The sequence below is a fragment of the Halocynthiibacter sp. SDUM655004 genome (assembly GCF_026015885.1).
GTDB classification, from domain to species: Bacteria; Pseudomonadota; Alphaproteobacteria; order Rhodobacterales; family Rhodobacteraceae; genus Falsihalocynthiibacter; species Falsihalocynthiibacter halioticoli.
Window position 1 is genome coordinate 656,964 of the sequence record NZ_JAPDUG010000002.1, and the last position, 24,279, is coordinate 681,242.

At 54.3% G+C, this 24,279-nt stretch carries 21 protein-coding genes and 2 pseudogenes; 9 read left to right on the forward strand and 14 right to left on the reverse strand.

All coding sequences use genetic code 11. The annotated features are described in order from the left end of the window. Positions 1-205 precede the first annotated feature (205 nt). From istB to N9C89_RS10925, 9 genes and pseudogenes are all read right to left on the reverse strand, one after another. Positions 206-965 (reverse strand): annotated as a pseudogene (gene istB / locus N9C89_RS10885) (IS21-like element helper ATPase IstB). Between the two features lie 16 nt (positions 966-981). Next, positions 982-1,584 carry a Mu transposase domain-containing protein gene (locus tag N9C89_RS10890; RefSeq protein ID WP_394358501.1) on the reverse strand — a complete coding sequence of 201 codons (603 nt, stop codon included), beginning with the start codon at positions 1,582-1,584 and terminating at the stop codon, positions 982-984. Positions 1,585-1,773: 189 nt separating this feature from the next. Further along, complete coding sequence (locus tag N9C89_RS10895) at positions 1,774-3,648, reverse strand: type IV secretory system conjugative DNA transfer family protein (RefSeq protein ID WP_263953883.1); 1,875 nt, start codon at positions 3,646-3,648, stop codon at positions 1,774-1,776. After that, positions 3,641-5,452: a relaxase/mobilization nuclease domain-containing protein gene (locus N9C89_RS10900; protein WP_263953884.1), complete on the reverse strand. Its 1,812-nt coding sequence runs from the start codon at positions 5,450-5,452 to the stop codon at positions 3,641-3,643. The genes N9C89_RS10895 and N9C89_RS10900 overlap by 8 nt, the downstream gene beginning before the upstream one ends. Continuing rightward, a complete protein-coding gene (locus N9C89_RS10905) occupies positions 5,439-6,029 on the reverse strand; it encodes a hypothetical protein (protein WP_263953886.1) in 591 nt (196 codons plus the stop codon). Before N9C89_RS10905 ends, N9C89_RS10900 begins: the two co-directional genes overlap by 14 nt. A 174-nt stretch (positions 6,030-6,203) precedes the next feature. Next, positions 6,204-6,485 carry a hypothetical protein gene (locus tag N9C89_RS10910; RefSeq protein ID WP_263953888.1) on the reverse strand — a complete coding sequence of 94 codons (282 nt, stop codon included), beginning with the start codon at positions 6,483-6,485 and terminating at the stop codon, positions 6,204-6,206. Next, positions 6,482-6,697, reverse strand: coding sequence for a hypothetical protein (locus N9C89_RS10915; protein ID WP_263953889.1), 216 nt, complete (start codon positions 6,695-6,697; stop codon positions 6,482-6,484). The genes N9C89_RS10910 and N9C89_RS10915 overlap by 4 nt, the downstream gene beginning before the upstream one ends. Further along, positions 6,694-6,897, reverse strand: a complete 204-nt coding sequence (locus N9C89_RS10920; protein WP_263953890.1) for a hypothetical protein — start codon at positions 6,895-6,897, stop codon at positions 6,694-6,696. The genes N9C89_RS10915 and N9C89_RS10920 overlap by 4 nt, the downstream gene beginning before the upstream one ends. After that, positions 6,894-7,772, reverse strand: coding sequence for an ArdC family protein (locus N9C89_RS10925; protein WP_263953891.1), 879 nt, complete (start codon positions 7,770-7,772; stop codon positions 6,894-6,896). The genes N9C89_RS10920 and N9C89_RS10925 overlap by 4 nt, the downstream gene beginning before the upstream one ends. Positions 7,773-8,497: 725 nt before the next feature. Between N9C89_RS10925 and N9C89_RS10930 the strand changes: the two genes are divergently transcribed. Then, entirely contained in the window at positions 8,498-9,229 is a 732-nt protein-coding gene (locus N9C89_RS10930; protein ID WP_263953892.1) for a hypothetical protein, read from the forward strand. A 184-nt stretch (positions 9,230-9,413) separates the two neighbouring features. On the opposite strand, the gene N9C89_RS10935 is transcribed toward N9C89_RS10930, so the two are convergent. Next, entirely contained in the window at positions 9,414-9,611 is a 198-nt protein-coding gene (locus N9C89_RS10935; RefSeq protein ID WP_263953893.1) for a hypothetical protein, read from the reverse strand. 221 nt (positions 9,612-9,832) lie between these two features. Further along, positions 9,833-10,066 (reverse strand): annotated as a pseudogene (locus tag N9C89_RS16190) (hypothetical protein); the annotation flags it as partial. A gap of 350 nt (positions 10,067-10,416) precedes the next feature. Between N9C89_RS16190 and N9C89_RS10940 the strand changes: the two are divergent. Next, on the forward strand, positions 10,417-11,013 hold the full coding sequence (locus N9C89_RS10940) for a DUF6088 family protein (RefSeq protein ID WP_263953894.1): 597 nt from the start codon (positions 10,417-10,419) through the stop codon (positions 11,011-11,013). A 74-nt stretch (positions 11,014-11,087) separates the two neighbouring features. Then, positions 11,088-12,023, forward strand: a complete 936-nt coding sequence (locus N9C89_RS10945; RefSeq protein ID WP_263954442.1) for a nucleotidyl transferase AbiEii/AbiGii toxin family protein — start codon at positions 11,088-11,090, stop codon at positions 12,021-12,023. Between the two features lie 74 nt (positions 12,024-12,097). Here N9C89_RS10945 and N9C89_RS10950 read toward each other — a convergent pair whose 3' ends face one another. Further along, positions 12,098-12,961 (reverse strand): hypothetical protein, encoded by an 864-nt coding sequence (locus N9C89_RS10950; RefSeq protein ID WP_263953895.1) that lies wholly within the window; start codon positions 12,959-12,961, stop codon positions 12,098-12,100. 685 nt (positions 12,962-13,646) lie between these two features. Between N9C89_RS10950 and N9C89_RS10955 the strand changes: the two genes are divergently transcribed. The 4 genes from N9C89_RS10955 to N9C89_RS10970 all read left to right on the forward strand — a co-directional run bounded on the left by N9C89_RS10955 (position 13,647) and on the right by N9C89_RS10970 (position 17,933). After that, positions 13,647-14,918: an ABC transporter substrate-binding protein gene (locus N9C89_RS10955; RefSeq protein WP_263953896.1), complete on the forward strand. Its 1,272-nt coding sequence runs from the start codon at positions 13,647-13,649 to the stop codon at positions 14,916-14,918. Between the two features lie 75 nt (positions 14,919-14,993). Then, positions 14,994-15,917: a carbohydrate ABC transporter permease gene (locus N9C89_RS10960; protein ID WP_263953897.1), complete on the forward strand. Its 924-nt coding sequence runs from the start codon at positions 14,994-14,996 to the stop codon at positions 15,915-15,917. Beyond that, complete coding sequence (locus N9C89_RS10965; protein ID WP_263953898.1) at positions 15,910-16,812, forward strand: carbohydrate ABC transporter permease; 903 nt, start codon at positions 15,910-15,912, stop codon at positions 16,810-16,812. The genes N9C89_RS10960 and N9C89_RS10965 overlap by 8 nt, the downstream gene beginning before the upstream one ends. Before the next feature lie 11 nt (positions 16,813-16,823). Further along, complete coding sequence (locus N9C89_RS10970) at positions 16,824-17,933, forward strand: ABC transporter ATP-binding protein (RefSeq protein ID WP_263953899.1); 1,110 nt, start codon at positions 16,824-16,826, stop codon at positions 17,931-17,933. Between the two features lie 16 nt (positions 17,934-17,949). Here the strand turns inward: N9C89_RS10970 and N9C89_RS10975 are convergent, their stop codons facing one another. After that, entirely contained in the window at positions 17,950-18,930 is a 981-nt protein-coding gene (locus N9C89_RS10975) for an NAD(P)-dependent alcohol dehydrogenase (RefSeq protein WP_263953900.1), read from the reverse strand. A gap of 98 nt (positions 18,931-19,028) precedes the next feature. Between N9C89_RS10975 and N9C89_RS10980 the strand changes: the two genes are divergently transcribed. Continuing rightward, on the forward strand, positions 19,029-19,913 hold the full coding sequence (locus tag N9C89_RS10980; RefSeq protein ID WP_263953901.1) for a LysR family transcriptional regulator: 885 nt from the start codon (positions 19,029-19,031) through the stop codon (positions 19,911-19,913). A gap of 6 nt (positions 19,914-19,919) precedes the next feature. Here N9C89_RS10980 and N9C89_RS10985 read toward each other — a convergent pair whose 3' ends face one another. Continuing rightward, on the reverse strand, positions 19,920-21,461 hold the full coding sequence (locus tag N9C89_RS10985; protein WP_263953902.1) for a phospholipase D family protein: 1,542 nt from the start codon (positions 21,459-21,461) through the stop codon (positions 19,920-19,922). Positions 21,462-21,816: 355 nt separating this feature from the next. Between N9C89_RS10985 and N9C89_RS10990 the strand changes: the two genes are divergently transcribed. Next, positions 21,817-24,279 carry a heavy metal translocating P-type ATPase gene (locus tag N9C89_RS10990; protein WP_263953904.1) on the forward strand — a complete coding sequence of 821 codons (2,463 nt, stop codon included), beginning with the start codon at positions 21,817-21,819 and terminating at the stop codon, positions 24,277-24,279.

The following is a 24,279-nucleotide window of genomic DNA, read 5'->3' on the forward strand; positions in this document are numbered from 1 at the left end:
CACCGACATGCCGTTGAGAATCAGATGTCTATTCTCCTCTTTTGCGGACATAGGCGTGGCCGCAGCGAAATGTGCTGTACCGCGTGTCGGTCACTCGCCTGCGCATTCCGGCGTATCCGCCCACCCGTTCCGACAGCATCCGCCCACTCGTACCGGGCTATCCGCCCACCTGTGACGCGCCGCGTTGAAGCGTAGGGTTTGGGTATCAGTTATTTTGTGTTTCGTCACCTGTTTTGACTTTGGTTTTCCGCATGGACTGACCGTCGAGTCCGATGCGGTAAGCGTTGTGAACGAGCCTATCGAGGATGGAATCTGCGAATGTGGGCTCACCAATCACATTGTGCCAAGCGTCTATAGGCAATTGACTGGTGATCAAGGTTGACCCGGCTGCATAGCGATCCTCGACGATTTCCATGAGGTCTCTGCGCTGCGCTGCATTGAGCCGATCTGGTCCCCAATCATCCAGGATCAGAAGATCGGTCTTTGTCAGGCTTCGGAACAGGCGTGGGAAGCGACCAACGCCATGGGCCATTTCTAACTCGTCGAACAGTCTTGGCAGGCGTTTGTAGAGTACGGTGGCTCCCGACCGACAGGCGGATTGTGCCAGCGCACAAGCCAGCCATGTTTTGCCGACGCCGCAGGGGCCGGTGATCATCAGGTTCCGCCGGTCCTTGATCCACTTCCCGGTTAGCAACTGCTGGAACAGCGCTTTGTCGAGGTTGCGCCGTGAACGGTAGTCTATGTCTTCGGGAGATGCGCCCACATGGCGGAGTTTTGCTGTACGCATCCGGCTTTCAAAGCGCTTGGCCTCACGGCTGGCCGTTTCTCGGTCGACAAGCAGACCCAGCCATTCGGCGTGACTGAGCGCGGCGGTGCCGTCCTGTGTTTCCAGTTCAGCGAACTGCCTCGGCCATTCCATCGAACTTCAAGGCTTTGAGTTGATCCAGTGTTGGGTGATTGAGCATGTTTTGTCTTTCTCTGTTAATGAAAGTATCCCGCACCACGGATGTTGGAATGTGTGATCACAGGACCGTCCGTGGCGGGTGCGCGGCGTTGGCGATCAAGACCATTTTTCAATATGGAATTCAGGGATGTATATGAGTAGGCATTGATCTCAGCGGCACGTGTACAGGCGTGCTCGAGGCGATCCGCACCAAAGGTTTTTGCAAGCCGAAGGACACCCATGCAGGTTCGATATCCCTGCTCTGGGTGCTTACATTTCCGCATGATCACTTCGACGAAGGCCTCAGTGTTTGGACCAACCGGCGCGGCCTTCAGACGTAACTTCTCAGGCGTCCCCCCTTCACGGAACCTGTGATGGGCTGGCATGTGATCGCGAAGGGTGGAGTGTTGGTGGTTGCCCGACGTGCGGACGTGCGACGCCACGCGTTGCCCTTTAAAATATACTTCTACGGTGCGTGCGGTGATCCTGGCCCAGAGTGTTTGTTTCAACAGCTGATAGGGCACCGAGTAATAGTGACGGCCGATATCGACGTGATAATCCAGACCCGCGCGGCACTGCTTCCACTCGGCATAAACATAGGGAGGCCTATTTTGGCCGAACCCCTCTCCCAAATTTTGCACTTGCCCTGTATCGGGCAGAAATTTGCCGCCTATGCTCGAAATCGGTGTTTTTCAACACAATCCGCCCATAGCGTCGATGCGGCACATCCGCTTCGAGCTGGAACCACTCACTGGACTTGATCTAGTGAACTCCGACTTTGCCCGCACCGCCATCCATGACCTCGATCGCTGTGAACGACGGCTTTGACATTATTCAGCACCCGCCTTTTCCAAAAACTGATCTACACGGGCCGTGGCCTTTTGATAGCCTTGAACATCTGGGGGTGCGTCAGGCTGGTCATCGTTACCTGCAGTCACTAACCCTTCAATCTCAGGCCTTCTCGATCCACTCCTCTCGCCACCTGAAGTTACCTGCAAAGTACCGATCTTCTGCTCCAACGCCTTGATCTGCCCCTGTAGCCCACGCATTTGATCTGTGGCGGTTGGGTACGGTAAATCCCCAGATTGCTTATCGAAAATACCCATAAAGAACCGATCTTCATAATATTTGATCCGCTTGGCGCGAACCGGCATTTGCGCATCGACAACCAAAACAATGTCATCAAGATCCATGCGCCGCGCCTCGTCTTCGGGCAATAGCGCCGTTTCTTCAGTTCGTTCAGACATGCTGCGACCCGTGAAAGGGTTCCGGCCAACTGAACGCGACCGTGTCACCACGCGCTTGGTGGTTTTACCGACCGCTTTGCTCAGTTCCTCAATAGTCTTTTCATCAGACGGGGTCAGGTAAAGCTTGATCCCTGCATTCCCCTGCAACGCGCGGCGCGCATTTTCACCGTAGATCTCATCAAGCGCGGGAATGGTCTGCGTCACGATCGCGAGATTGGCGTGGTAGGATCGCAAGGTTTCGATACTGTCCGTGACAATCGGCATTTTGCCAAGTCGATTGAATTCATCCAGCATGATCATCACAGGCCATGGTTCATCCTTGTCCGGCTCGTGATCCTGCAGTGTCGCCAGAAGATCCGAGAAAAACAGGCGGATCAGTGGGGCCAGTGGCTTCACCATCAACGGCTCGACCACCAGATAAACTGACAGCGGCGTTTTGCGGATCTCTGCAAAATCAAAGTCAGATGTCGCAGTCACGCGGTCGATGGCTGGGTTCGACCATTGTTTCAGACCAGAGGTCATCAGCAGCGACAGATAGGACGTGAGCGTATCGTTGTTCGTGGACGCCATGCGCATGAATATCAGCTTAGCAGCTGGGTTTTGCACCTCATCCGCGCGTCGGCGGTATTCTTTCTGTTTATCACCACCAGAGGCCGTAATGCGGTAGATTTCTCCCAATGTGGGGCGTTTACGCTCAAACGCCAGCAAGCCCGCCGCGACAAACAGATCAATCCCGCCGTCCAGCAGCCCCTGCACCCGATCATCGGCCTGCAAGAACAGGCTGGCTAACAATTGCAGCTCCATCTGTTGCCGATCGACATTCTCCAACCCAGCAATGCGCAGAAGCGGATTGTATCGATGGGATCGACCATCTTTCCAATCTGTGGGCGCAAATCGAAACACCTTGTCGCCCTGGGCTGCACGATGGCGTGATGTGGCCTCGAAATTCTCGCCCTTCACATCCAAGACGACAGCGCTGCCCTGATAGGTCAGCAGGTTTGGGATCACAAAGCCGGTGGTTTTGCCGCGCCCGGTCGGAGCCACGATCAGCGCATGGGGAAACACCTTTGACATGACTAGGGGGTTCCTGCTTTTCGGTTTGCCCATTTTTCCAAGGATAAAACCATGGCCGGGCTTGCCAAAGAAATCGCTGCGCTTCATTTCAGAGATCGTTTGCCAGTGCGTTTCACCGAACTTGGTCAAAGCGTCATTCATCAGAACCGCGCTAAGCAAAACACCCGCGCCTGTGCAGATGCCAATGATCAGATGCACAATTTGCATGTCACTGGGATGTGTGAGCCGCAGATCATTGTAACCCCGTACCAGCATCAGGAAGTCGATATTCACACCAACACCGAACCAGCGGAACGTCAGAAACGCCGATGCCAGCACATATCCTAGAACCGCGCCAAGGATGGCAAAGCTGATGACCCCAAGGGCAATGCGCGACTTATCCATGGGTCACACCTTTTTCACCGTCAGTATCGACGTGGCGCTGGCGCTGCACCTCGATCTCTTCGTTGGCGATCTCATCAAGCACATGTTCCATTGCGACAGAATCCGCCAGCTCTGGTTCGCTTTGCAGATATGCCTTGGCCATATAGAGGCGGTTCAGCCGGTCCTCTATGTGATCTTCTAAAACGCGTTCATCACCGATGGCGAGGTCAGCTGCATGCTCGTTACCAATCAGTTCATGCAATTCCTGACGCAGGGCATCCCGATCCAGATCATCGCGGAATGGATCTGAGGTCGGATCCTGCCTCAGTCTCTGCAGAGCTTCAGAAGCGGCTGGAGGCAGGCCGTCGATCGGTGCGCGATCATTCTCGGCCACCTCTGCATTCCCGGCGTCTCTCAAAACTTCAACGTCATTCAGAACACGGCCCAATTCACCATGCAGCTCATCCAGCCGATCCACTGCTTTTTCCAGATCATCGCGTCTGGACAGATCAAGCCCTTCGGTTTCTGCGATGGCAGCAAGATCCCGACCCAACCATCGTCGCTCAAGCGCTGCATTCTGCGCGCCGATCTCAATACGTGACACCACTTCCTGCGTGGAAATGCCGGTGTCTTTGAGCGCCAGCTGCAGCCGATCGGCAACGGCATCGCTTTGCAGTTTGTCCTGCACCTGATCCGCGATATTCTCCGCCGAATAAATGCCGCTGTCTGACGGGGGTTCCAGCAAAGTATGGGATCGCACACCAATCGGGCTGAGGTGAGAGATTGAGTGATAGATCTCGTTCAGCTCCTGCTCCAACACCGCACGCCGGTCCGGCGGCGCATCTGCCACCACCTGTTCAGCCTGTTCAATCTTGCCGTGGAACGCATCCACGACCTCGTCAAAGGAATGCTGTTCCTCAGCCATGCCATACACCTTTCCGTCTGCTTCAATGGGTTTGCCCTGCGCCAACATGGTGGCCGCGCGTTCCAGCGCACGGGAAATGTCATTCTGATTGTCACGAGAGGCCTCTGCCGCCAGCCCGCGATAAAGCCTGGCGTGCCGGGCGACATCTGCCAGCGCCTGATCCAGTTCTGGGCCAACGCGTTCACGCTCGGAAAGATCCTGGCCCCGCTCTTTTGCCCGGCGATATTCAACATCGCTCAGGCTTTTGGTGGTGATCCCGCGCTCCAGTTTATGCGTGGCCTCAAGGCGGACGCCGTAGCGATCAGCAGCCTCAACCATCGCCTCGCGAAAACTGTCATAGTTAAAATGGTGATCTTGCTTGAGATAGAAGAATTCACCATCCTTGCTGCGCCGGTTCAGCACGATATGGGCATGGGGGTGATCACGATCTTCATGCACCGCCGCGATAAAATCAAACTGGCTGCCTTCCCCTAGAAAGAACCGCTCACAAATATCGCGGGTGATCTCGGCCACATCAGATCCAGAGGTGCCGATTGGGTAGGCCATCAGCAGATGAGACGTATGTCCAAGCTTCGGATGGAAGCCCTCGTTCCACTGCGCGGAAAACCGGCGCGTGACCTGTTCGATCTCTTTGGCTGACAGAACCTTCTGACCATCATAGGTGCCACGGCTGTCGATGATGAAGCTCGACTTGGTCGTCAGATATTCCAGCTGATTGCGCAGTTGCGCCTTGCTGTGGGTGCCGCCCTCGCGGATCGCTTTGAAGATCGCGGGGGAATGCCCCATGGCAGCGCGCACCATCTGCTTTTGACGCTGGCGCGGAACATGTCCCCGAATACGGCTCCAATCGCCATCGAAGAATTCTGACCGCATGGCGGTGACAGCATTATTCCGAGCCATCGGCGAAGTCTCCGAGAATGCGAGATACCTCACCCGACAGATGGCTGCGGCGGCGCTGCGCCATGTCCTGAACCTGATCGGCGATGTCGAAGATCAGCCCCGCCAACGCACGCACCTGCCCATGGGCGGAATTGCCATAAGGCGGTGTCTTGCCCTGGCGTTTGGCCTCATTCAGACGCTGCGCAATCTGGTTGATATTATTGCCCGCCCGGTTGAGCGATGCAGACAGCCCGCGCATCTGTTCAGACAGGTCATCGTCGGGGACAAAGACGTCATTGGCAGATTGGATCAATCGGCGCAGGCCATCGGCGCGCGAGGGAAGATCGCGCCGGGTCAGCACGGCATCAAAGCGGAATATCTCCTGCTTGGTCAGGCGCACATTGACCAGTTCGGAGCGCACATGACTGTCCAGTTTGCGGGCTTGATCGGCCTTCAGCGTGTAGAAGATGCTGCGCGTCGTGACACCAAATTCGCGGGCCAGTTCTTCGACGGCGACACCCTCAGCACGCTTGCGCACAATCGCAAAACGCTCGTTTTGCGTCAGTCGCTTGTGCCGTGATACGCGGGGCTGGCCCATGTGAAGTAATCATCCCTATTTCTTGCCAGCATCATACAGGCAGCCCTGTTATGGCATTTCGCCATAATTGATTCAATATTATAATATTGCATCAACTGTCTGTATTCCGTTTGGAGCAGCCATAGGCTGCGACCGCAGGGCAAAGCCCGGCCCCATGCGCAAGGCATGGCACCACTAATCGTGGTTCCACGCCTCAGCATCGCCAAGCAATTGCAGCGCTATTGCGCGGGCTGCGCCTTCGGCGCTGGCATAGGTTTTATGATCGAGCAGCTCGTGTAGATCAAAGGGCTGTTGCGGGTCGTCCGGGGTCTCGACCCGGACATAGATCGCCCAGCCATCAATCCGTGCTGGATCATCGCAATACTCCTGCCCGCCATCGGGCAGATTACAGAACCCATGAAGATGCACGCTGGCGCGGCCCTCTCGGGCCGCTTGTTTGATTTCAGAATACGTCATTGCAAAACCTCCGCGCTGTCTGTGATGAAAAACTCTTCTGGCAGCCCGTTCAGGCATGTGCCGTCACGATTGGTCAAACCGATTGCTGAGCCGTTACGTGTGAATGTGATGAGGTACTTCTCGAGGCAATCACGCGTTACGACATACCCGACGTTCATCCCGTGAACGCGGTTGCCCGCGTCCACTGCTGTTTTGATCTCGGCCAAGGTCATCGCAACGCCTCCTCGAGGATCGCGAGGGCTCCCAGACAGTCGTCAATGGACTGCTGATCTTCGCCTTCCAGATCGTTTCGCTCCAGCCGGTTCAATACCGTGTAGAGCGTCGCGCGCGCCTCACCGGCGGCGCTCCGAAGGCTCACGGGATCCTCCAGACGCGCGGTCGAGAAATCATCGCTGTGATAATCAGGGATCATGCTGCCACCTCCTTGCTTTGACCTGCTGCGTGCAAAACAAAGTCGGCCGCCTTCTGCGCCTCAGACGCCGCACGAAAAATCGCCCGCTTGTCTTCTTTGAGGGCCGTCAGCCAACCCTCGACATAGGCTGCGCTTTGGCCAAACTCCGGCGCAACGCCGATTTGTGCCCCCAGAAAACAGGCTCCGATCTCGGCCACTAATTCTTCGAAAGCATAGGCCTCACGGTTCGCAAATTTCTTGATCCGCTCCAGCCGCTTTTCGTTGCCAGTCCAATGGATCACCTCATGGGCCATAGTCCCATAATAGCCTGCCGCATTGTGAAACGTGGCAATCGGCGGCATGTGGATGTGATCTTTGGCGGGGCTGTAATAGGCGCGCGGGTCGTCGCTGGTGAGGATCTCCGCCCCTGTCCGGCTGAAAAACGCCTCAAGCTCTGGATCTTCCGCCGTCCCAAGGTCGCGCGGCGCTTCGGGCCGGATGTAGTAATCCTCCGGCAATCCCTCGATCTGATCCGCATTGAAAACGCGATAGGCGCGCGCATAGGGCAGCTCTTCCTCGATGCCCAACTCGTTCTCTCGGGTGAAGGTCCCGTATTTGACCACGGTCGACGACGTTTCACCCTTGCGGACCTGACCACCCAGCTCCTGCGCCTGTTTGTAGGTCATCCAGCGGCTGGACACATAGCCATGCTTGGCCGCCATGACCCAGAGCATCAGGATGTTGATCCCGCGATACTCCTCCCCGTTGTGCCGTGTCGGCAAGGCAATGCCGGACGCGCTCCCTGTCCACGGCTTGCGCCATGGCGGCGTGCCTGCCTCGATCTCTGCAATAATGGTTTCGGTGACATGGGCATAAACATCAAACTTCGGTGCCATTTGTGGCCTCCTTGATCAAAGTGACGCGGGTGAGGCTTCGCGCCCCCTTCCGCCGATGGGCTGCGCCTCGGCCACCTGATCTGACCGAATACGCATGTATTCGGCGGAACAGAGTGGGAGAGGGCAAAGCCCGACCCACGGCCCTGAACGGGGCTGTCAATCGGCCACATTTGCGAAGAAAATGTCTGCGCCAAAATCAGACGCCAATTTGCCCCGCGAGGAATGGCTCGCCCGCGAGACAGGGGAAATTGGTGGCTGCTTTTGGGGATGGACTAAGGTTGACCGCCACGGTCAGGGATGTTGGGCGGACCAAGTCAGAAGAAAGATGCCTGGATTGGGGTGATCGGGCCAAAGGCCCGTTGAGCCCCTGTTCAGTCGATTGGAATTTGTCGCCCGCGCACCAAAGCGCGGGCTCGTTTCCATATTCGGGAAGATATTTTTTCAGACCGTCGGAAAGAACGAAACTCGGTAGGTAGGAGCCTTTCATGCTGAACCACCTGAAGCCGACATTGAAACTTCTTCGAAAACGAATATTTCGTTGCGCTGCCGCATGTCCGCTTGGAGCCCAATGTGTTCGATGCTGCGGCTGGTACGGATGTCCGCTTTGACTTCACCAAGACGGTCGAGCAGACTGTTATCGAAAACCGACCCACACCCTATGAACGCAATACTTATGAGGGACGATGATACTTAGATTTAAGCATCTTCTGTTTTCAGTTTTTCTTTTGAACGCCGTTCAGGCGTTTGCCCACGCACCCTACTACACACAAGTGGAAAAACTTGAGTTGCAAGATGGTGAAATCGTATCATTGAAGCTCTTACACGGTGACGGCATCATCGCAGGTGATCCGGTAAGGGCAATCGTCGTAGATAGCGACTTGAGGGTTCGGGCTGTTTCCCCTTTGGCATTGAAGCTACATATTTTTTGCGAGCAACAAGATGGCATTCGGCGTTGCCGCGTCTATGACACTGTCACAGCCGCTGTATATCGACTTGATCCTTCAAGTTGGGCCTTGGGGCCAGTAATTGAAGAGCTGGGCAAACCTTTGCGTACCGCCTATCCTGAAGACATGGGGCAAAATTTTGGGTTTGCGCAGCGCCCCGCGACCCTTTTGGAGATCATCCGGTTTGAGGGTGATAAGGTCATCTCATTTCCTATCATGGCAGGCCTTTCTTTGATTTGGTGGACTTTGACAGCGTTGCTCTACACCCCTCTGGCTTGGCGACTTTATCTCAACAAGGGCCGCCTACAGCCGTCGAACCTGTCGTCAGTGCTGTTGATCCTACTGCGCTTGGGGGGAGTTGCTGGCTTTCTGTCCATTGCATTAGTCGGCTGGGCTTGGGAACCATATTCGATCTATTATGCAAGTTTCTTTGCCTTACTAGGTCTCATAGTCGCGCTTTTTCTCAGCCGACCTAAACGCAATTTGCCCAAAAGCGGTCATCTGGTTGGATGAAACCAACGACAGCAAAGTCCGCAGAGCACCAGTTCCCCCAACTGCCGATTTTGCACTTGCAGCGAAGGTCCGGTCTGAGGAGTTGCACCGATGCGATATCGGATACTTGTTGAAGTCCAATTGGCAGCGATCCACACTCAGTTTCGGGCTTATCCGGGGCGGAAAACCCGCCCCGGCGCACCGGTCACTCGGTAACCGGATCGTCATCGCGGCGTGGGAAGGCGACCATATCGACGTCGGGGAACATGCTGTGTTTGACATTGATCGAGGTGATGTTGCCGCTGTCGTCGGTGTTGACGAAGAGAACGCCGCAGCGGTCCCAAAAGTTCTTGCCATCTTTTTCGCCGGATTTGACGTTCAGTTTCAGAGTTTGAGTAGCCATTTTTTGATCCTCACTTTGAGTGTTTCGATGAACATGACCAAAGCGGGTACCGAGGGAATGTCAGCGGGAAAGTTGCCTCGCGAGGAATGCGCTGGCGCAGGGGAATTTTGTCGTTGAAGTGGGGCTTGCACCGCGTCCTTCACGGCCTGCCCGCTTATGTTCAGCAATCAGAAACACCGCGTTAAGGATCGGCCATGGCACAAGCAAACTGACTGATCGCGTCATACCGCACCAAGAAGACGATGGGTTTTGGCAAACCGATGAGGCGTCGACGGCCGCAACGCCGCGGCAACAGACTTTTCAAAAATGCCATCAAACTCTGAAGACATGCCCTTGCTGCACTTTTCGACCATGATCTCTACGTCTAACGCAGCCAAGAACGCGAAGACTGTGTCTAGTTTGGGGCCGCGCCTTCCAGCCTCGGCTTTTGAGATGGTTTCCCGCCAAACACCGCTGCGCGTTGCGAGTTAAGCCTGCGTCCAGTTCTTCTCTCGACGAGCCTGGCGGATTGCATGGCCAAGGTTTTTGGGAGTGCGAACAAGGTTCTGCAAATCCGTTCTCCTGCCGTGATTATGATACTCAGATCATAAACCTCAATTATGATCGTTAGATCATACGTCAAGTGGCCTAACTCCTAGCCGTTTACGCTATAGCGTAAATTCACGCAGTTTTCGCTGTAGCGTAAATTTGACACCGCCATACTACCTCACGCTTTCATCCCTGCCGCACGGACCTAATCTGTCGCTTTCAACAGCTCATTGACTTTCAGAAAAACATACCCTATTTTCTGACAAGGAGTTCAAGCATGATTACGTCGAATATCAAGCAACGCATCATCGGAAAGGGACGCGGGGCAATCTTTGCACCGGCTGACTTTCTTGATATCGGGTCCCGCGCAAGCGTGGACCAAGCTTTGTCGCGTCTGGCCGATCTGGGCGTGATCAGACGGCTGACACGGGGTCTATATGACTACCCAAAGAAGAGCCCGCGCTTCGGGTTTCTGTCGCCATCCGCAGATGACATCGCAAAGGCCGTCGCCCGTAAGGACGGTCAAATTCTGCAACCGTCGCCATCAATGGCCGCCAACCGGTTGGGCATCTCAACTCAGGTGCCTTCCAAGCCTACCTACATGACAGACGGCCCTACGCGGACCAAAAAAGTTGGACGGCAAGTCATCCAATTCCAGAACGCGTCCTCCAAGACGCTCGTCGGCGCAGGCCATAAGACTGGGATTGTCTTCCAGGCATTGCGTTACATTGGCAAGGATCGTGTAGACAGCCAAATAGTCGACCAGCTTGCTCGCACACTGGATGACAAGGACCGGATGCTGCTGGCAAAGCAAAGCAGGCATGTCCCTGCTTGGATGCACCCTATCGTGCAACAGATTGTTGCGCACGCATAAGTATGGAACAGTTCGCCAACGACGCACCCGAACTCAGAGACGAGGCCTTTCAAGAAACTGCAGCGCAGCTTGGAATGTCAAAGGCAATCATCGAAAAAGACTTCTGGGTTTGCTGGTCGCTCAAACAGCTTTTCGCATTGCCAGTCTTTGGCGAACAAATGATTTTCAAAGGCGGGACATCCCTCTCAAAAGCCTATGACGTCATCCACCGGTTCTCTGAAGATGTGGACCTCTCGCTCGATCGAGAACGGCTTGGTTTTGTCGGAGATCGTGACCCAGAAGGTCCTGATCTGTCAGGTAAGAAGCAAAAGAAATTGCTTCAAGAATTGCAGGAGGTGGCGGAAGATGCCGTCGGCGGCCAGCTGTTGGCTGAGATCCAAACAGCGTTTGACGCCAACTTAGAACAGGAGTTCACGCTATCGGTCGACCCAAATGATGCGCAGACCATTCTCTTCGAATATCCCTCGATGGCTGAGAGTACTGCCGGGTACGTCCAACCAATTGTGCGTTTTGAATTTGGTGCGCGCGGCGTACAACTTCCAGCCGAGCAAATCGACATTGCACCATACTTGCATCAGGCGTTCCCCGATCTTCTGACTGACGGTCAGGTCGGCGTGAAAGTATTGGGCGTCGAGCGCACGTTCTGGGAAAAAGCCACCATTTTGCACATGCTCTACCATCAGGATGCCGCCAAGCCTCTCGCGGATCGAATGTCGCGCCACTACTACGATATGGCGCAGCTGATTGGGCACGAGGCCAAGGATCGCGCGCTCCAAAGTCTCGATTTGCTGACACAAGTGGCACATCATAAATCGGTCTTTTTCAAATCTGCCAAAGCGAACTACGAAGGTGCCAAACCTGGCTCCCTTCGCCTGACACCGAACGACAGTCTCACCGCTGCGCTTCGAAAAGACTATGCGGGCATGCGGGAAATGATCATCGGTGACGTGCCCGCCTTCGATGAAATTCTGGCAAAAATCGAGACCTTCGAGGCTGAAATCAACAGCTGACCCCGTTGCCCGATTGCTCGTCGTGCTTCTCAAGGCCTGCAGAGCGAGAACCGCTCTTTTCAGAACAACCCTCGTCACGCCTGCAGCCCCGCCGCGCGGACCTGATCAGGCGTCACCAGCTTCGAGGTTATCAAGCCCTCGATTTGCCGGTTGGTAATATGGCGGCACAGGGGATGGCGCTCGTGGATCCACTCGGCGAGGCTGGCGCGGCCTTTGGCTTCGGCCTCTCGCGCCTTCACGCGGTCAGCCTGTATCTGAGCGAGCCCCTTCTCCCAACGCCGCATTTTGAACCAGTTGTCCGAAAAACAGACCTTGGTGCGCGTGTAGCCCTCGCTCTCCTTCGCGTAGGCTTTGACCGCCTGCAGCAGGTCGTCGGGCTTCACACCGGCCTTCACGGCCGCTGCAATCAGACGCAGACTGGTCCGCTGGTCTCGGATCCTGTCCTTGGGATACGCGGCTAGGATCTTCTCAGATTCAAGATCTTCAACCTCCTCCACCGCCTCGCGCCTGCGCGTAGGTGGTTTATGGATGGTTTTAGGATGGTTTGGGGTCCACCGTGAACCCCGTACCCCGTTCACCGTGGACCCGGTACCGGGTTCAGGCTGGACGGGGTTCACAGTGACCCCCGTCTCAATGTCGGGCTCGGCCGTGGGTTCGAGCGCGGCCACGCGCTCCAGAACGATGCGGTAAATGACAGTGTAACCGTTCTTGCAGTGCCGCCGCCCCGTCTCGATCAAAATGCCTTCGCGCAGGAAATCGATGATGGTGCGCTTCACCGTGCTCTCGCTAAGCTCTGTGTGGCGCTGGATCGTCCCTTTAGAGCACCAGATGCCTGAGCCGTCATCGCTTGCCTTATCCGCCAGGAACATAATGATCTGCTTGCGCGCGGCGCTGCCAAAGCGGCGCTCGGCGCATTCGTTTGCGATGCGCCAGCTCATGATCTCACCGCCAATTGGGTTGAGATCAGACCGGAAATGCCGTAGGTATTGGGACGGAAATATTCTTCTATGCCGTTGAGGTGGGTGGCCGCCCCCTCAGCGGTTTTTCTTTGCCTTTTTGCCAGAGGAAAAGCCGATGAAAAACCGTTTACTTGGGCCTCGTAACCTATTGAAAAGTGACCCTGAACGAAACAAGTCCGTTTACAATTTTTCCCTTTAAAATCAACAAAATTTTCCGGATTGCAAATCCGTGTACACCGGTTCGATTCCGGTACTCGCCTCCAAGCTTCATCTGAATGTGATCGCGCGGTTGTTTTGCCGCAAACGCTCAATCGTTTCGCAAGTTCTTTGTCCAAAATTTATTGCAAACTTTAAGCCTCACCTACATTCACGCGAAGTGCCCTGAACCACGCTGGTTGCGGCCTTTCAAAATGCACGCTCACAGAAACCTTCCCAGAATTTAGAGACAAACACGCCGCTTGACAGATACCCTCAAATTGCACGATGTTCACGTGAACAGAGGAGTGTTCCGATTCGGGAAACGATCAAAAGAGCCGTTCTGCGTGCAGTTCGGCAACGGGAGAGGTTTGCTTCAAAAGCAGTCATTCCACCTGAGATCGCGCCGAATCCGAAACAGTCCCGAGTTGTTTTATTGCGGCACCGCCGCACCAACGGAGGAGAAAAAATGAAACTTACAAATAAAGCAAAACTGCTTGGCGCGAGTGTTCTCGGTGCTATGACCGCCGCTTCGGTCGCCGGTGCGGAGCCTAAAACAAATATGATGCACCAATGGGCGCAGGGCTCAGAAGCTGCAGCGATCGCAAAGCTTGGCGAAATGTATGAGGCTGCGGGGGGCACATGGGAGCAAACCGCGATTTCCGGCCACACATCCAATACTCTGGCCAAATTGCGCTCTGATGTTGTTGCAGGCAACGCGCCTGCAGCTGTTCAGCTAAAGGGCCCTGAAATTGCAGAGTGGAATGCAATTGGTGCGACGGCAAATCTCGACGAGCTTGCAGCGGCTGAAGGTTGGGACAACGTAGTTGCTCCTGAGCTTGTTTCGGTTATGAAACCGACAGGAAGTTGGGTCGCGGCGCCAATGAACATCCACCGCGTGAACTGGCTTTATAGCTCACCTAAAATCCTGAACGAGCTTGGTCTTGAAGTCCCTAAAACTTGGGACGAGTTTAACGCCGCTTGCGATAAAATCACTGCCGCTGGTTACACATGTATTGCCCACGGTGCCGCCGATTGGTCCGACACAACAACCTTCGACAGCGTTGTTTACGGCATGGACATCGACCTCTATCGCAAGGCGTTCCAAGAAGCGGACGTCGAAGCCATGCGCAGCCAAGGTATGATCGACGCATTTGCACAACTCCGCAAAATGGTTGGCTACATGGATGATGGCATCAATGGCCGTTCATGGGAGCAATCCATGACGATGACCATGTCGGGCGAAGCGGCGTTCTTCCTGATGGGGGATTGGACAGTTGCCTCTGCCAACCTTGCCGGTTTTGTCGAAGGCGAAGATTACTACTGTAGCCAGACACCTGTAAACTGGGGTGGAAATGGCTTCATCCTGAACGCAGACTCCGTTGTGTTCTTCAATCAGAAGGACGAGGACTACATCGAAGGCCAGAAGCTTCTCGCGTCGATTATCATGTCCCCAGAGTTCCAAGTTACGTTCAACGTTGCCAAAGGTTCTATCCCGTCGCGTACGGATGTTGACCTTTCGGTTGGTGGCTTCACACAGTGCCAGCAACAAGGTCTTGAAGACCTCAAGGCATCTGTTGAGGAAGGAACACTGGTTCGCTCCATGGCGCACAATATGACTGTGCTGCAAAAGTATCGGGGCGCAATGATGGAAGTGATCACAGAATTCGTCGCTGACGACTCGATCACACCAGAAGAAGCCGCAAACCAACTCGCGGACGCGGTTGAACTGCAAAGCTAAGCAGTTTGCCACCAGCCGCGCCGCTTTCCCTTTGAGCGGCGCGGCTCCTGCATAAAGAATACCGCGGAGGACTAAATGCAACGTAAACCCGCCCTCGGCTCTCAAGGCTGGGCAAACCGGCTCGCCGCGCTCACACCTCAAATGGTTTTGCTGCCGACACTGATTGCCGCGCTTGTCTATGTGGTGATTTTCTCACTCTGGACCCTGTGGATCTCGGTTTCACAATCGACTTTGCTTCCCAATATGGCCTACGGGGGGTTCGGCGAATATGCTTCGCTTTGGAAAAGCAAGCGTTGGATCGTATCCTATCAAAACCTATTCCTCTTCGGCGCTCTCTATGTTTCCGGTTCCATTTTCTTCGGTACCCTACTCGCAATTCTGATCGACCAACGCGTTCGGTATGAATCGGTATGGCGTACAATTTTCCTGTATCCGCTTGCGGTGTCATTCATCGTGACCGGCACGGTTTGGCGCTGGATTTTCCACCCGCAAACCGGCGTTGAGCTTGCTCTGCAAGATTTAGGATGGATTGCCGCGAAATTTGACTGGATTACAGATCGCGACATGGCGATTTATGTGGTCGTCTTTACCGGCATCTGGCACGCGTCCGGCTTTGCCATGGCACTTATTCTTGCAGGTCTGCGCTCTGTTGACGGTGATCTCGTGAAAGCCGCGCAAATCGACGGTGCCTCAATGCCTCGTATTTACCGCAAAGTGGTGCTTCCAACGATCTGGCCTATCTTCGTAGCCGTCACGGTTGTGTTGCTTCAATTCGCAATCAAAACTTATGACCTCGTTGTCGCACTAACCCAAGGCGGGCCAGGCGTATCAACAACAGTTCCCGCGATTGTTGTGTATGACCTGATGTTCCAACGAGGTCAGATCGCACAAGGTGCTGCCGCCGCAGTAATGATCCTTGTGGCTCTCGCTCTTGTTCTTGTTCCCTATGCGCTCTGGTCCGGCTGGCGCGCCCGTAAGGAGGCTCGCTCCCATGGCTGACGCAACCACTCATCAGGAGTTTGACCCGCTTGCGACAGGCAGCAGGTCAAAACAGCGCCGCTCACGTGCTATTGTCTATACGTTGCTCGTTGTCTTTGCGCTCATCTATATCTCGCCCCTTCTCATCATCCTAACCAACGCCTTCCGCCCGTTGGAAGAGATCGTGCGTGAAGGGTTTATCTCTATGCCCAACAGCATGTCATTTGGGTATTGGGTCGAAGCATGGAGCACGTTCTGTATCGGCGGCACCTGTGAAGGCGTCTCGCGCTACTTCAGCAACACGCTGCTCATGACCGTTCCCGCAACAATCCTTTCGACGGCCTTTGGTGTGGTGAACGGCTACGCGCTTTCAAAATGGCGGTTCAAGGGTGATATGTGGGTATTCGGGCTAATTACACTTGGCGTGTTCCTTCCGGCCCAAATGACGCTGCTACCTTGGGCGTTCGTTCTGGGCAAGCTTGGTCTCTCGAACTCAATCGCGGGCCTTGTTCTTGTTCACACGGTTCAGGGCATCAGTTTTACCACGCTCTTCTGCCGAAACTATTTCGTAAGCGTCCCTGACGATCTCATCAAAGCGGCGCGGATAGATGGCGCGGGCTTTTGGCGCATTTTCCGTCGGATCATGCTTCCCCTGTCGCCTCCAATTCTGATCGTCTGCGTGATTTGGCAGTTCACAGGCATTTGGAACGAGTTCCTCTTTGGTACCGTTTTCACATCCGGTGCAAACCAGCCTATCACCTCTGCCATCGTGGCTTTCTCGGGCTCGGGAACTGGTGAGCGGCACTACAACGTTGAGGCCGCATCGGTGATCTTCGCCGCGCTTCCTCCGCTCTTCATCTACGTTATCGGCGGCAAATACTTTGTTCGGGGTCTGACCTCCGGCGCCGTGAAATAAGGAAATCACCTATGTCATCTTTGCAAATCAAAAATCTCCGCAAGAGCTATGGCGCGGTCGAAGTCCTCAAGGATATCAACCTCGAAGCCGAGTCAGGTGAGTTCGTTGCGCTTGTCGGCCCCTCGGGATGCGGAAAATCCACCCTGCTCTCAATTATTGCGGGGCTCGAAAGTGTCACATCGGGCGAGGTCTTAATTGAGGACCATGTTGTGAACGACGCCGCTCCAAAGGACCGCGACATCGCAATGGTGTTCCAATCCTATGCGCTTTATCCAACCATGACCGTGCGCCAGAATATGACGTTTGGCATGGAATGCCGCAACATCGACAAAGCAACACAGGATGAAACCGTCAAACGCGTCGCCACCCTGCTGCAGATCGAACCGCTACTAAACCGCAAGCCTGGCCAGCTTTCTGGCGGTCAACGCCAACGTGTTGCAATGGGCCGCGCGCTTGTTCGTGATCCCAAACTGTTCCTGTTTGACGAACCACTCTCGAACCTTGATGCAAAGCTTCGCGTAGAGATGCGCAGCGAGATCAAGAAGCTTCACCAAACCGTTGGCCGAACAACCGTTTACGTGACCCACGATCAAATCGAAGCCATGACTTTGGCCACACGGATTGCTGTGATGTATCAAGGTGTCTTGCAGCAATACGACACGCCTAAAACCATCTATGAGAAACCAGCAAATACATTTGTCGCTGGCTTTATGGGCTCGCCGAATATGAACTTCTTTAAGGCAAAGGCCGTCAAGAACGGCGATGGGTTTAGCGTTGTCATCGAGGGTGGCGAAGGCACACCGCTACCTTTGCCAGCAGATCGCTACGACACACTCACAGACGGGCAATCGATCATTTTCGGTGTTCGCCCAGAACACTTTAGCCCTGCATCCGACAACCGCGCAGAACGCAAAGGCATTGCTTCGGTTGCCGTTCCTGTTCGGGTGGATATGGACGAGCCAACCGGATCGGAGACCGTTTTGCTCACCACGATCGCAGGGCAGAACGCAACTATTGTTTGCGAGCCAGACGCAGCACCAGCCATTGGCGACACTGTCGATTTCGAGATCGACATGACCAAAATCAGCCTGTTTGATCGAAAGTCAGAACTGCGCCTTTAATACTGAAGATCTTATATCAGGCCGCAACAACGTTCCCGACTTTGCGGCCTGTATCGACATAGCGATGCGCCTCTGGCAGTGCGTTTAGCGGATAGGTTCGATCAATCACTGGCGCCAATGCGCGGGCCTCCACGATCTCGAGCACTTGGGACAGTTGCTCACGCAACTCTGCTGGCTTTAGCATCCCAGTCGCCGAAAACTGAGCGCGCTTCCGCCCGAATACTGAGGTGACAAGCGATGCCCCCAAAAGATCGCACCCGAGAACAGGGCAAATATAGCGACCATTGGGTGTCAAAACACGTTTAGCTTGCCCAAATGACGATACACCGAGCGTATCAAATATCACGTCGTAAGTGTCCGCGCCCATCGTGAAGTCTTCCTGGGAATAGTCGATCACGTGCCCTGCCCCGAGCGATGCAACAAGGCCCGCATTTCTCGCGCTGGTCGTCGCGCTTACTTCCGCTCCCATATGTGCCGCGATTTGTACAGCAGCACTTCCAAGGCTTCCAGATCCGCCCAAGATAAGAACGCGCGCGTTACGACGAACCGCGGCTATTCGGTGCAAGAAATTGTAAGAGGTAAGCGGACCATCACACATGACCGCTGCTTCTTCATGCGATAGCTCGCGCGGTTTTGGCATGATCACGCCGTTTTCATTCATCAAAATATGGCTGGCGTTTGCGCCGAACTGAAGGCCCGCTTCACCAAACACCTCATCCCCAACGGCAAAGCGCGAGACTTCTCTGCCAACTGCGATGACCTCTCCCGAGAAACCCGCCCCGACAAGATCGTTACGGGGCTTCCTAAGACCTAGAAACAGCCGCGCGAATTTCGGCGTTCCTTCGCGGAGCATTGTGTCCGCACGCGTCACCGCTGACGCCTTTGTCTGGATCACGATCTCTTCTGGGCCAGGTTGCGATAGGACGTCCTGAAATGGGGTCAAAACCGCTGGTCCGCCATACTTCTGAATGCGCCATGCATTGCGATTGATTTTCATTGTTCGCTCCAATTTTGTTGACGAAACCTGCTTAGAGGAGCAAAAAGGTTACGAATACTGACAAAAAGTGACCACATCGGTTAAAAAACGGACCACCTATGATCGATTGGAAGTCTCTTCCTGCTTTCCTCGCCGTTGCGCGAAATGGCTCACTCAGAGCCGCCGCCGACCAAAGTGACAGCACGCATGCCACTGTGCGGCGGCAAGTTGAGGCGCTTGAGGCGCAGCTTGGCGTGCAGCTTTTTCGACGTGCTGCCGATGGCCTTCACCTCACGGCTGCCGGCCGCACACTCCTACCCCGCGCCATTGATGCAGAGGCCGCTCTCCTCCAAGGAACAAACGCGGTTAAAGGCCTTGACCGCGAAGCCTCTGGCCGTATCCGTCTTTCAGCAGACCCGATGACCGCCCATTTCCTCTTAGCGCCAGTTTTGGCTGAATTTGCAAAGCTTTACCCCGAAATTGACCTCGACCTGCAGTTATCGTTTGGCGTAGATTCAATTTCCAAGCTCGAAACCGATGTCTCTGTAAGGCACGTGACCGAAGTCACCGAAGATGCGGTTGGTCGCAAACTGTTCCCGCTTTCAATAGGAGTATTTGCTTCCGCCTATTACATTACCAAAACACTGCCCGAAGCAGGCCCCAAAGGGCGCGGGTTAACTTGGATCGGCTATGGCGATGTTCCGGAGTTGAATGCTCTCATTCTCAACTCGCCATTCCCCGAAGCAAAAGTCCGCCACACAATCCCCGACCCCGCTATGCATCTTCACATGGCGCGTGCCGGTGCAGGCATGACTGTTCTTGCGTCGTGGGTTCAGTCTGTGTTTCCCGAACTTCAACGCGTTCCGGGCACGGTGCTCGACGAGCGCAGATCGACCTGGGTGTTACTTCACAGCGATCTAAGGCGCGTAAAGAGAGTGCGCTTGTTTGTCGATTATCTCTGTGCCGCACTACTTGAGCGCCGCGCAGATTTCATCGGAACGTAGGGTGTCTTAGAGCATCCACTCAACGGGCAACAAGCCTACAAACCACAGCAATCCACGCTGAAACGCCGTTGAGTTTGGCTCGTTCGCAAAAGTTCGGGTCGGGCCATTCTCGTCATATTGCACCCAAACCGTATCGCCATCGACGGTATGGGCGACCTGATAGGCATAGGTTGGTGCCTCAAGCTGTTTCGAGAGAAATTTCGTAATCGTTGGGCTGTCGACGAGAATTCCCATCTCTGTGTTGAGTTGGGCCGAACGGGGATCAAGATTGAATGAGCCTATAAACGCTTTTGTCCCATCGATTCCGAACACCTTCGCATGCAAACCTGAAGCAGACCCCGCAAGAATCTGGGACAATGTGCGCTCGGCGTGTTCTTCACGCATGGCCCGCAACTCGAGCACTTCAACACCGCTTGAGATCAAATCGTCTCGATATCGGATATAACCGGCATGTACCGGCATCACATCGGTCGAGTCATATGAATTCGTTAAAACCCGTGTCCGTACGCCACTTCGTGCGGCTGTGGTCAAGGTCTCCGTTCCGCGCTCGCCCGGGATGAAATATGCAGACACAAGATCGATTGATGATTGCGCCGCTTCGAGAAGCTCAAAAAGTTGAGTAACAACAAGCTGATCATCCGTTGCTTGCCCCAATCCTTTAGCTGGGTCATCGACAAGCAAGCGTGCTGTTCCCCACTCAAACTCAATTGTGCGATCAATAAGGTCTTGGACAAATTCGTGCTCTTCAATGGCTTCCATATACCCAGCACCAAGTGCCGTCGCTCTTGCTTTGTCAGCATCCGCTTTAATCGAGGGCTCCCATACCGACGCAAGGATTAAGTCTGCATCATAAGCGGAGCCGCTATTCCAATATGTGTCAAACGCAGCAGACACATCATCCACAATCGGCCCAATGGCGATCGTGTCCACGTCAAAATAATGCGCCCCTTCACCGAAAGCGAAATATATGTCGCCGATATTCCGACCGCCAACAATTGTTGTGACTCCATCAACTGTCATCGATTTATTGTGCATTCGGCGATTTAGACGTTTGAAGTCAAAAAGGTAGGAAACCAGTTTTGGTTGGCGCAATGTGAATGGATTAAAAATACGAACCTGTGCCGACGGGATTGCATCCAACTCCGCAAGCTTCTGGTCAAGACCACCTACGCCATTGTCATCAACCAACAGCCGTACGCGCACGCCTCGCTCTGCGGCTGCTCGAAGCTCATCAAGAAGCATCAGACCAGTGGTGTCGTGCTGCCAAATGTAATATTGCGCATCAATCGAGTTCTGAGCAGTTCTCGCCAACAATGCGCGGGCGGCGAATGCGTCCCGCCCATCGGTTAGTGGTCGTAGACCATTGAGATCTGAATGCGCTTCAACCGCTGACTTGATCGCCTGACCGAGATTTGTATCCCATTGCGGCTCTGATCTCGTTTCTGTGCTTGCAAAGTTTTCGTCTGGTAAGGGAAAGGCAATCCTCATTCCAACAACGAAGAGAGCAATGACCGCAGCAATAGCCAAAAGTACTCTGAGTAGACGCATTTTTCGTCCTTTCTCAACTGTAACTCATCTCTAGAAACGGCAAACCCAAAATCCAGAGTTGCGCGGCTACAGCTTAGGCAACATTCACCACTTGCGGCAAGCGGACAATTGATATCAGATTTTCTTATTTGATAACAGCAAATTAGGCCAAAAACTCTGTATCACAACCCAATCTATTTTTACGCGTCTTAGGCGATTTTCACCGCGCTTTCGCGCCAAGCCCGACAACTTCAACCGAAAATATACTCTCAGCGTATCCTTCATCTCGAAAGCAGACCGTCTTGCGTACCCGCCTTGACCTTCCCATTACTGGAAGGTCTATATCAAACTGCATGAGCAGAATCGCGAGTGATCTATGAAGCATACCAGCCCCCTTACAATAAATGTCTCTGGCATGAACTGCGCTTCTTGTGTTGGGCGGGTTGAAAAGGCGCTCCAAAACCTGCGCGGGGTACAGTCGGCATCCGCAAATCTCGCCACGCAACAAGTTTCGATCAGTGGTTCTGATGAGATTGACGTCATTGAGATTGAAAATGCTCTTAGAAAAGCTGGCTACCCCGCAGAAGTCACAACAGTAACACTCGCGATATCTTCGATGAGTTGTGCATCCTGCGTCTCGCGCGTCGAGAAGGCATTGTCATCGGTTCCCGGCGTTCGTTCAGCAACGGTAAATTTGGCGACGGAAACGGCTTATATAGAGTACGTGGTTGGCACAACAACACCACAGAGCATTGCATCCGCGGCCACCGCTGTGGGCTATCCTGCTCGGCCAGTCACAGAAGCTTCCAAGGCATCTTCCACAGCCGATGACGCCTACAACGGGCTCAAACGTCAAACGATCATTGCCGCGCTTCTCGCCACTCCTGTGTTTGTACTGGAAATGGGCGGTCACCTATTCCCGCCGTTTCACCATTTCATCATGGCCACATTGGGCATGCAAAACAGCTACTTGATTCAATTTGCGTTAACTACAGCAGTTCTACTTGGGCCTGGGCGACAGTTCTACACCAAAGGGATCCCAGCTCTACTTCGTGGTGCGCCGGATATGAACTCCTTGGTCGCGCTTGGAACACTTGCCGCCTATTGCTTTTCGATTGTCACAACATTTGCACCGCAAATTCTGCCGCAAGGCACAGCGAATGTGTATTTCGAAGCGGCCGCCGTTATCGTTGTATTAATACTTGTGGGCCGAACGCTGGAAGCCCGCGCAAAGGGCCGCACGGGCGCAGCAATCCAACGACTTCTCAATCTTCAGCCCAAACAAGCGCGTGTTGAACGAAAAGGTAAACTCACCAATGTAAATGTCGACGAGGTCGCTCCGGGAGATACGGTCCACCTCTATCCGGGCGAGCAAATTCCGGTTGACGGAGACGTCCTTTCCGGCAGCAGTTACGTTGACGAAAGCATGGTCACCGGGGAGCCAATTCCTGTCGAAAAATCCAAAGATGACACTGTCATCGGCGGAACAATCAATGGCGCAGGAAGTCTAGTTTTCAAGGCGACCACGACGGGCGAGGCCTCTGTCCTCGCACGGATTGTGGCGCTCGTTCAATCGGCGCAGGCTGCCAAACTGCCAATCCAGAGCGTCGTGGATAAGATCACAGCTTGGTTCGTACCGGCTGTTCTTCTCGCTGCGTTTGTCACCGTGGTCGCCTGGCTCATTTTCGGCCCGGCGCCTGCTCTTAGTTTCGCACTTGTGGCAGGAGTGTCGGTTCTTATCATTGCTTGCCCTTGTGCCATGGGTCTGGCCACACCAACGTCAATCATGGTTGGCACAGGACGCGCGGCAGAGCTTGGCGTCTTGTTCCGAAAAGGTGATGCGCTGCAATCGCTCGACGCGGTCAGCGCCATAGCCTTTGATAAAACAGGAACGCTAACCAAGGGCAAACCCGAACTCACGGACATAATCCTCGCTGAAGGCTTTGAGGAAGCTGAAGTACTGGCCAAAGTTGCCGCCGTCGAAGCTTTTTCGGAGCATCCGATTGCCAAGGCCATCGTCAACGAAGCGACCATGCGAGACTTGCCCACTCTACATGCAGATCAATTCAAATCTAAGACAGGTTTCGGCATTCAAGCGCGCGTTGAATGCGTTGAAGTCATGGTCGGTGCGGAGCGGCTGTTTCAAACTGAAAACATAGAACTTGGCGGGCTCAATGACAAAGCGGCTCAGCTCGCCAATCAAGGAAAAACGCCTATCTACGCCGCAATTGACGGGAAAATCGTTGCCATCCTCGCCGTTGCCGACCCAATTAAAGAAACGGCCAAATCTGCAATTTCTTCGCTTAAACAACGCGGCTTACATATCGCGATGATAACGGGCGACGCTAAAGAAACGGCCCAAGCCATTGGCGCAGAACTCGGAATTACCGATATTGTCGCCGAGGTTACGCCAGAAGGAAAAACCGAAGCGATCAAATCACTTAAATCCAAACACGAGGGTTTGGCCTTTGTGGGGGACGGCATAAATGATGCCCCTGCTCTCGCCGAAGCAGATGTCGGCATTGCAATCGGTACAGGCACCGACATAGCGATCGAAGCCGCTGACGTTGTGCTCATGAAAGGCGATGTAACCAATGTCGTTACAGCATTGGACCTTAGCGCAAAAACCCTTCAAAACATCCGGCAAAACCTGTTTTGGGCTTTCGCCTATAACACGCTACTCATCCCTGTTGCCGCTGGGGTGTTCTATCCAGCCTTCGGGGTTTTGCTCTCGCCAATATTTGCGGCCGGAGCCATGTCGCTATCGAGCGTTTTCGTTCTAAGTAACGCTTTACGGCTTAGAAACGCTGCAGCACCAAGCGTCACATCAGGAGGTTGA

What these genes read in the sequence shown, in the direction of transcription:
- N9C89_RS10990 (WP_263953904.1), top strand. Translation starts at nt 21,817, where the DNA reads ATGAAGCATACCAGCCCCCTTACAATAAATGTCTCTGGCATGAACTGC.
- N9C89_RS10945 (WP_263954442.1), top strand. Translation starts at nt 11,088, where the DNA reads ATGTCAAAGGCAATCATCGAAAAAGACTTCTGGGTTTGCTGGTCGCTC.
- N9C89_RS10925 (WP_263953891.1), bottom strand. Translation starts at nt 7,772, where the DNA reads ATGGCACCGAAGTTTGATGTTTATGCCCATGTCACCGAAACCATTATT.
- N9C89_RS10980 (WP_263953901.1), top strand. Translation starts at nt 19,029, where the DNA reads ATGATCGATTGGAAGTCTCTTCCTGCTTTCCTCGCCGTTGCGCGAAAT.
- N9C89_RS10895 (WP_263953883.1), bottom strand. Translation starts at nt 3,648, where the DNA reads ATGGATAAGTCGCGCATTGCCCTTGGGGTCATCAGCTTTGCCATCCTT.
- N9C89_RS10900 (WP_263953884.1), bottom strand. Translation starts at nt 5,452, where the DNA reads ATGGCTCGGAATAATGCTGTCACCGCCATGCGGTCAGAATTCTTCGAT.
- N9C89_RS10955 (WP_263953896.1), top strand. Translation starts at nt 13,647, where the DNA reads ATGAAACTTACAAATAAAGCAAAACTGCTTGGCGCGAGTGTTCTCGGT.
- N9C89_RS10970 (WP_263953899.1), top strand. Translation starts at nt 16,824, where the DNA reads ATGTCATCTTTGCAAATCAAAAATCTCCGCAAGAGCTATGGCGCGGTC.
- N9C89_RS10960 (WP_263953897.1), top strand. Translation starts at nt 14,994, where the DNA reads ATGCAACGTAAACCCGCCCTCGGCTCTCAAGGCTGGGCAAACCGGCTC.
- N9C89_RS10940 (WP_263953894.1), top strand. Translation starts at nt 10,417, where the DNA reads ATGATTACGTCGAATATCAAGCAACGCATCATCGGAAAGGGACGCGGG.
- N9C89_RS10965 (WP_263953898.1), top strand. Translation starts at nt 15,910, where the DNA reads ATGGCTGACGCAACCACTCATCAGGAGTTTGACCCGCTTGCGACAGGC.
- N9C89_RS10975 (WP_263953900.1), bottom strand. Translation starts at nt 18,930, where the DNA reads ATGAAAATCAATCGCAATGCATGGCGCATTCAGAAGTATGGCGGACCA.
- N9C89_RS10915 (WP_263953889.1), bottom strand. Translation starts at nt 6,697, where the DNA reads ATGACCTTGGCCGAGATCAAAACAGCAGTGGACGCGGGCAACCGCGTT.
- N9C89_RS10985 (WP_263953902.1), bottom strand. Translation starts at nt 21,461, where the DNA reads ATGCGTCTACTCAGAGTACTTTTGGCTATTGCTGCGGTCATTGCTCTC.
- N9C89_RS10905 (WP_263953886.1), bottom strand. Translation starts at nt 6,029, where the DNA reads ATGGGCCAGCCCCGCGTATCACGGCACAAGCGACTGACGCAAAACGAG.
- N9C89_RS10910 (WP_263953888.1), bottom strand. Translation starts at nt 6,485, where the DNA reads ATGACGTATTCTGAAATCAAACAAGCGGCCCGAGAGGGCCGCGCCAGC.
- N9C89_RS10920 (WP_263953890.1), bottom strand. Translation starts at nt 6,897, where the DNA reads ATGATCCCTGATTATCACAGCGATGATTTCTCGACCGCGCGTCTGGAG.
- N9C89_RS10950 (WP_263953895.1), bottom strand. Translation starts at nt 12,961, where the DNA reads ATGAGCTGGCGCATCGCAAACGAATGCGCCGAGCGCCGCTTTGGCAGC.
- N9C89_RS10935 (WP_263953893.1), bottom strand. Translation starts at nt 9,611, where the DNA reads ATGGCTACTCAAACTCTGAAACTGAACGTCAAATCCGGCGAAAAAGAT.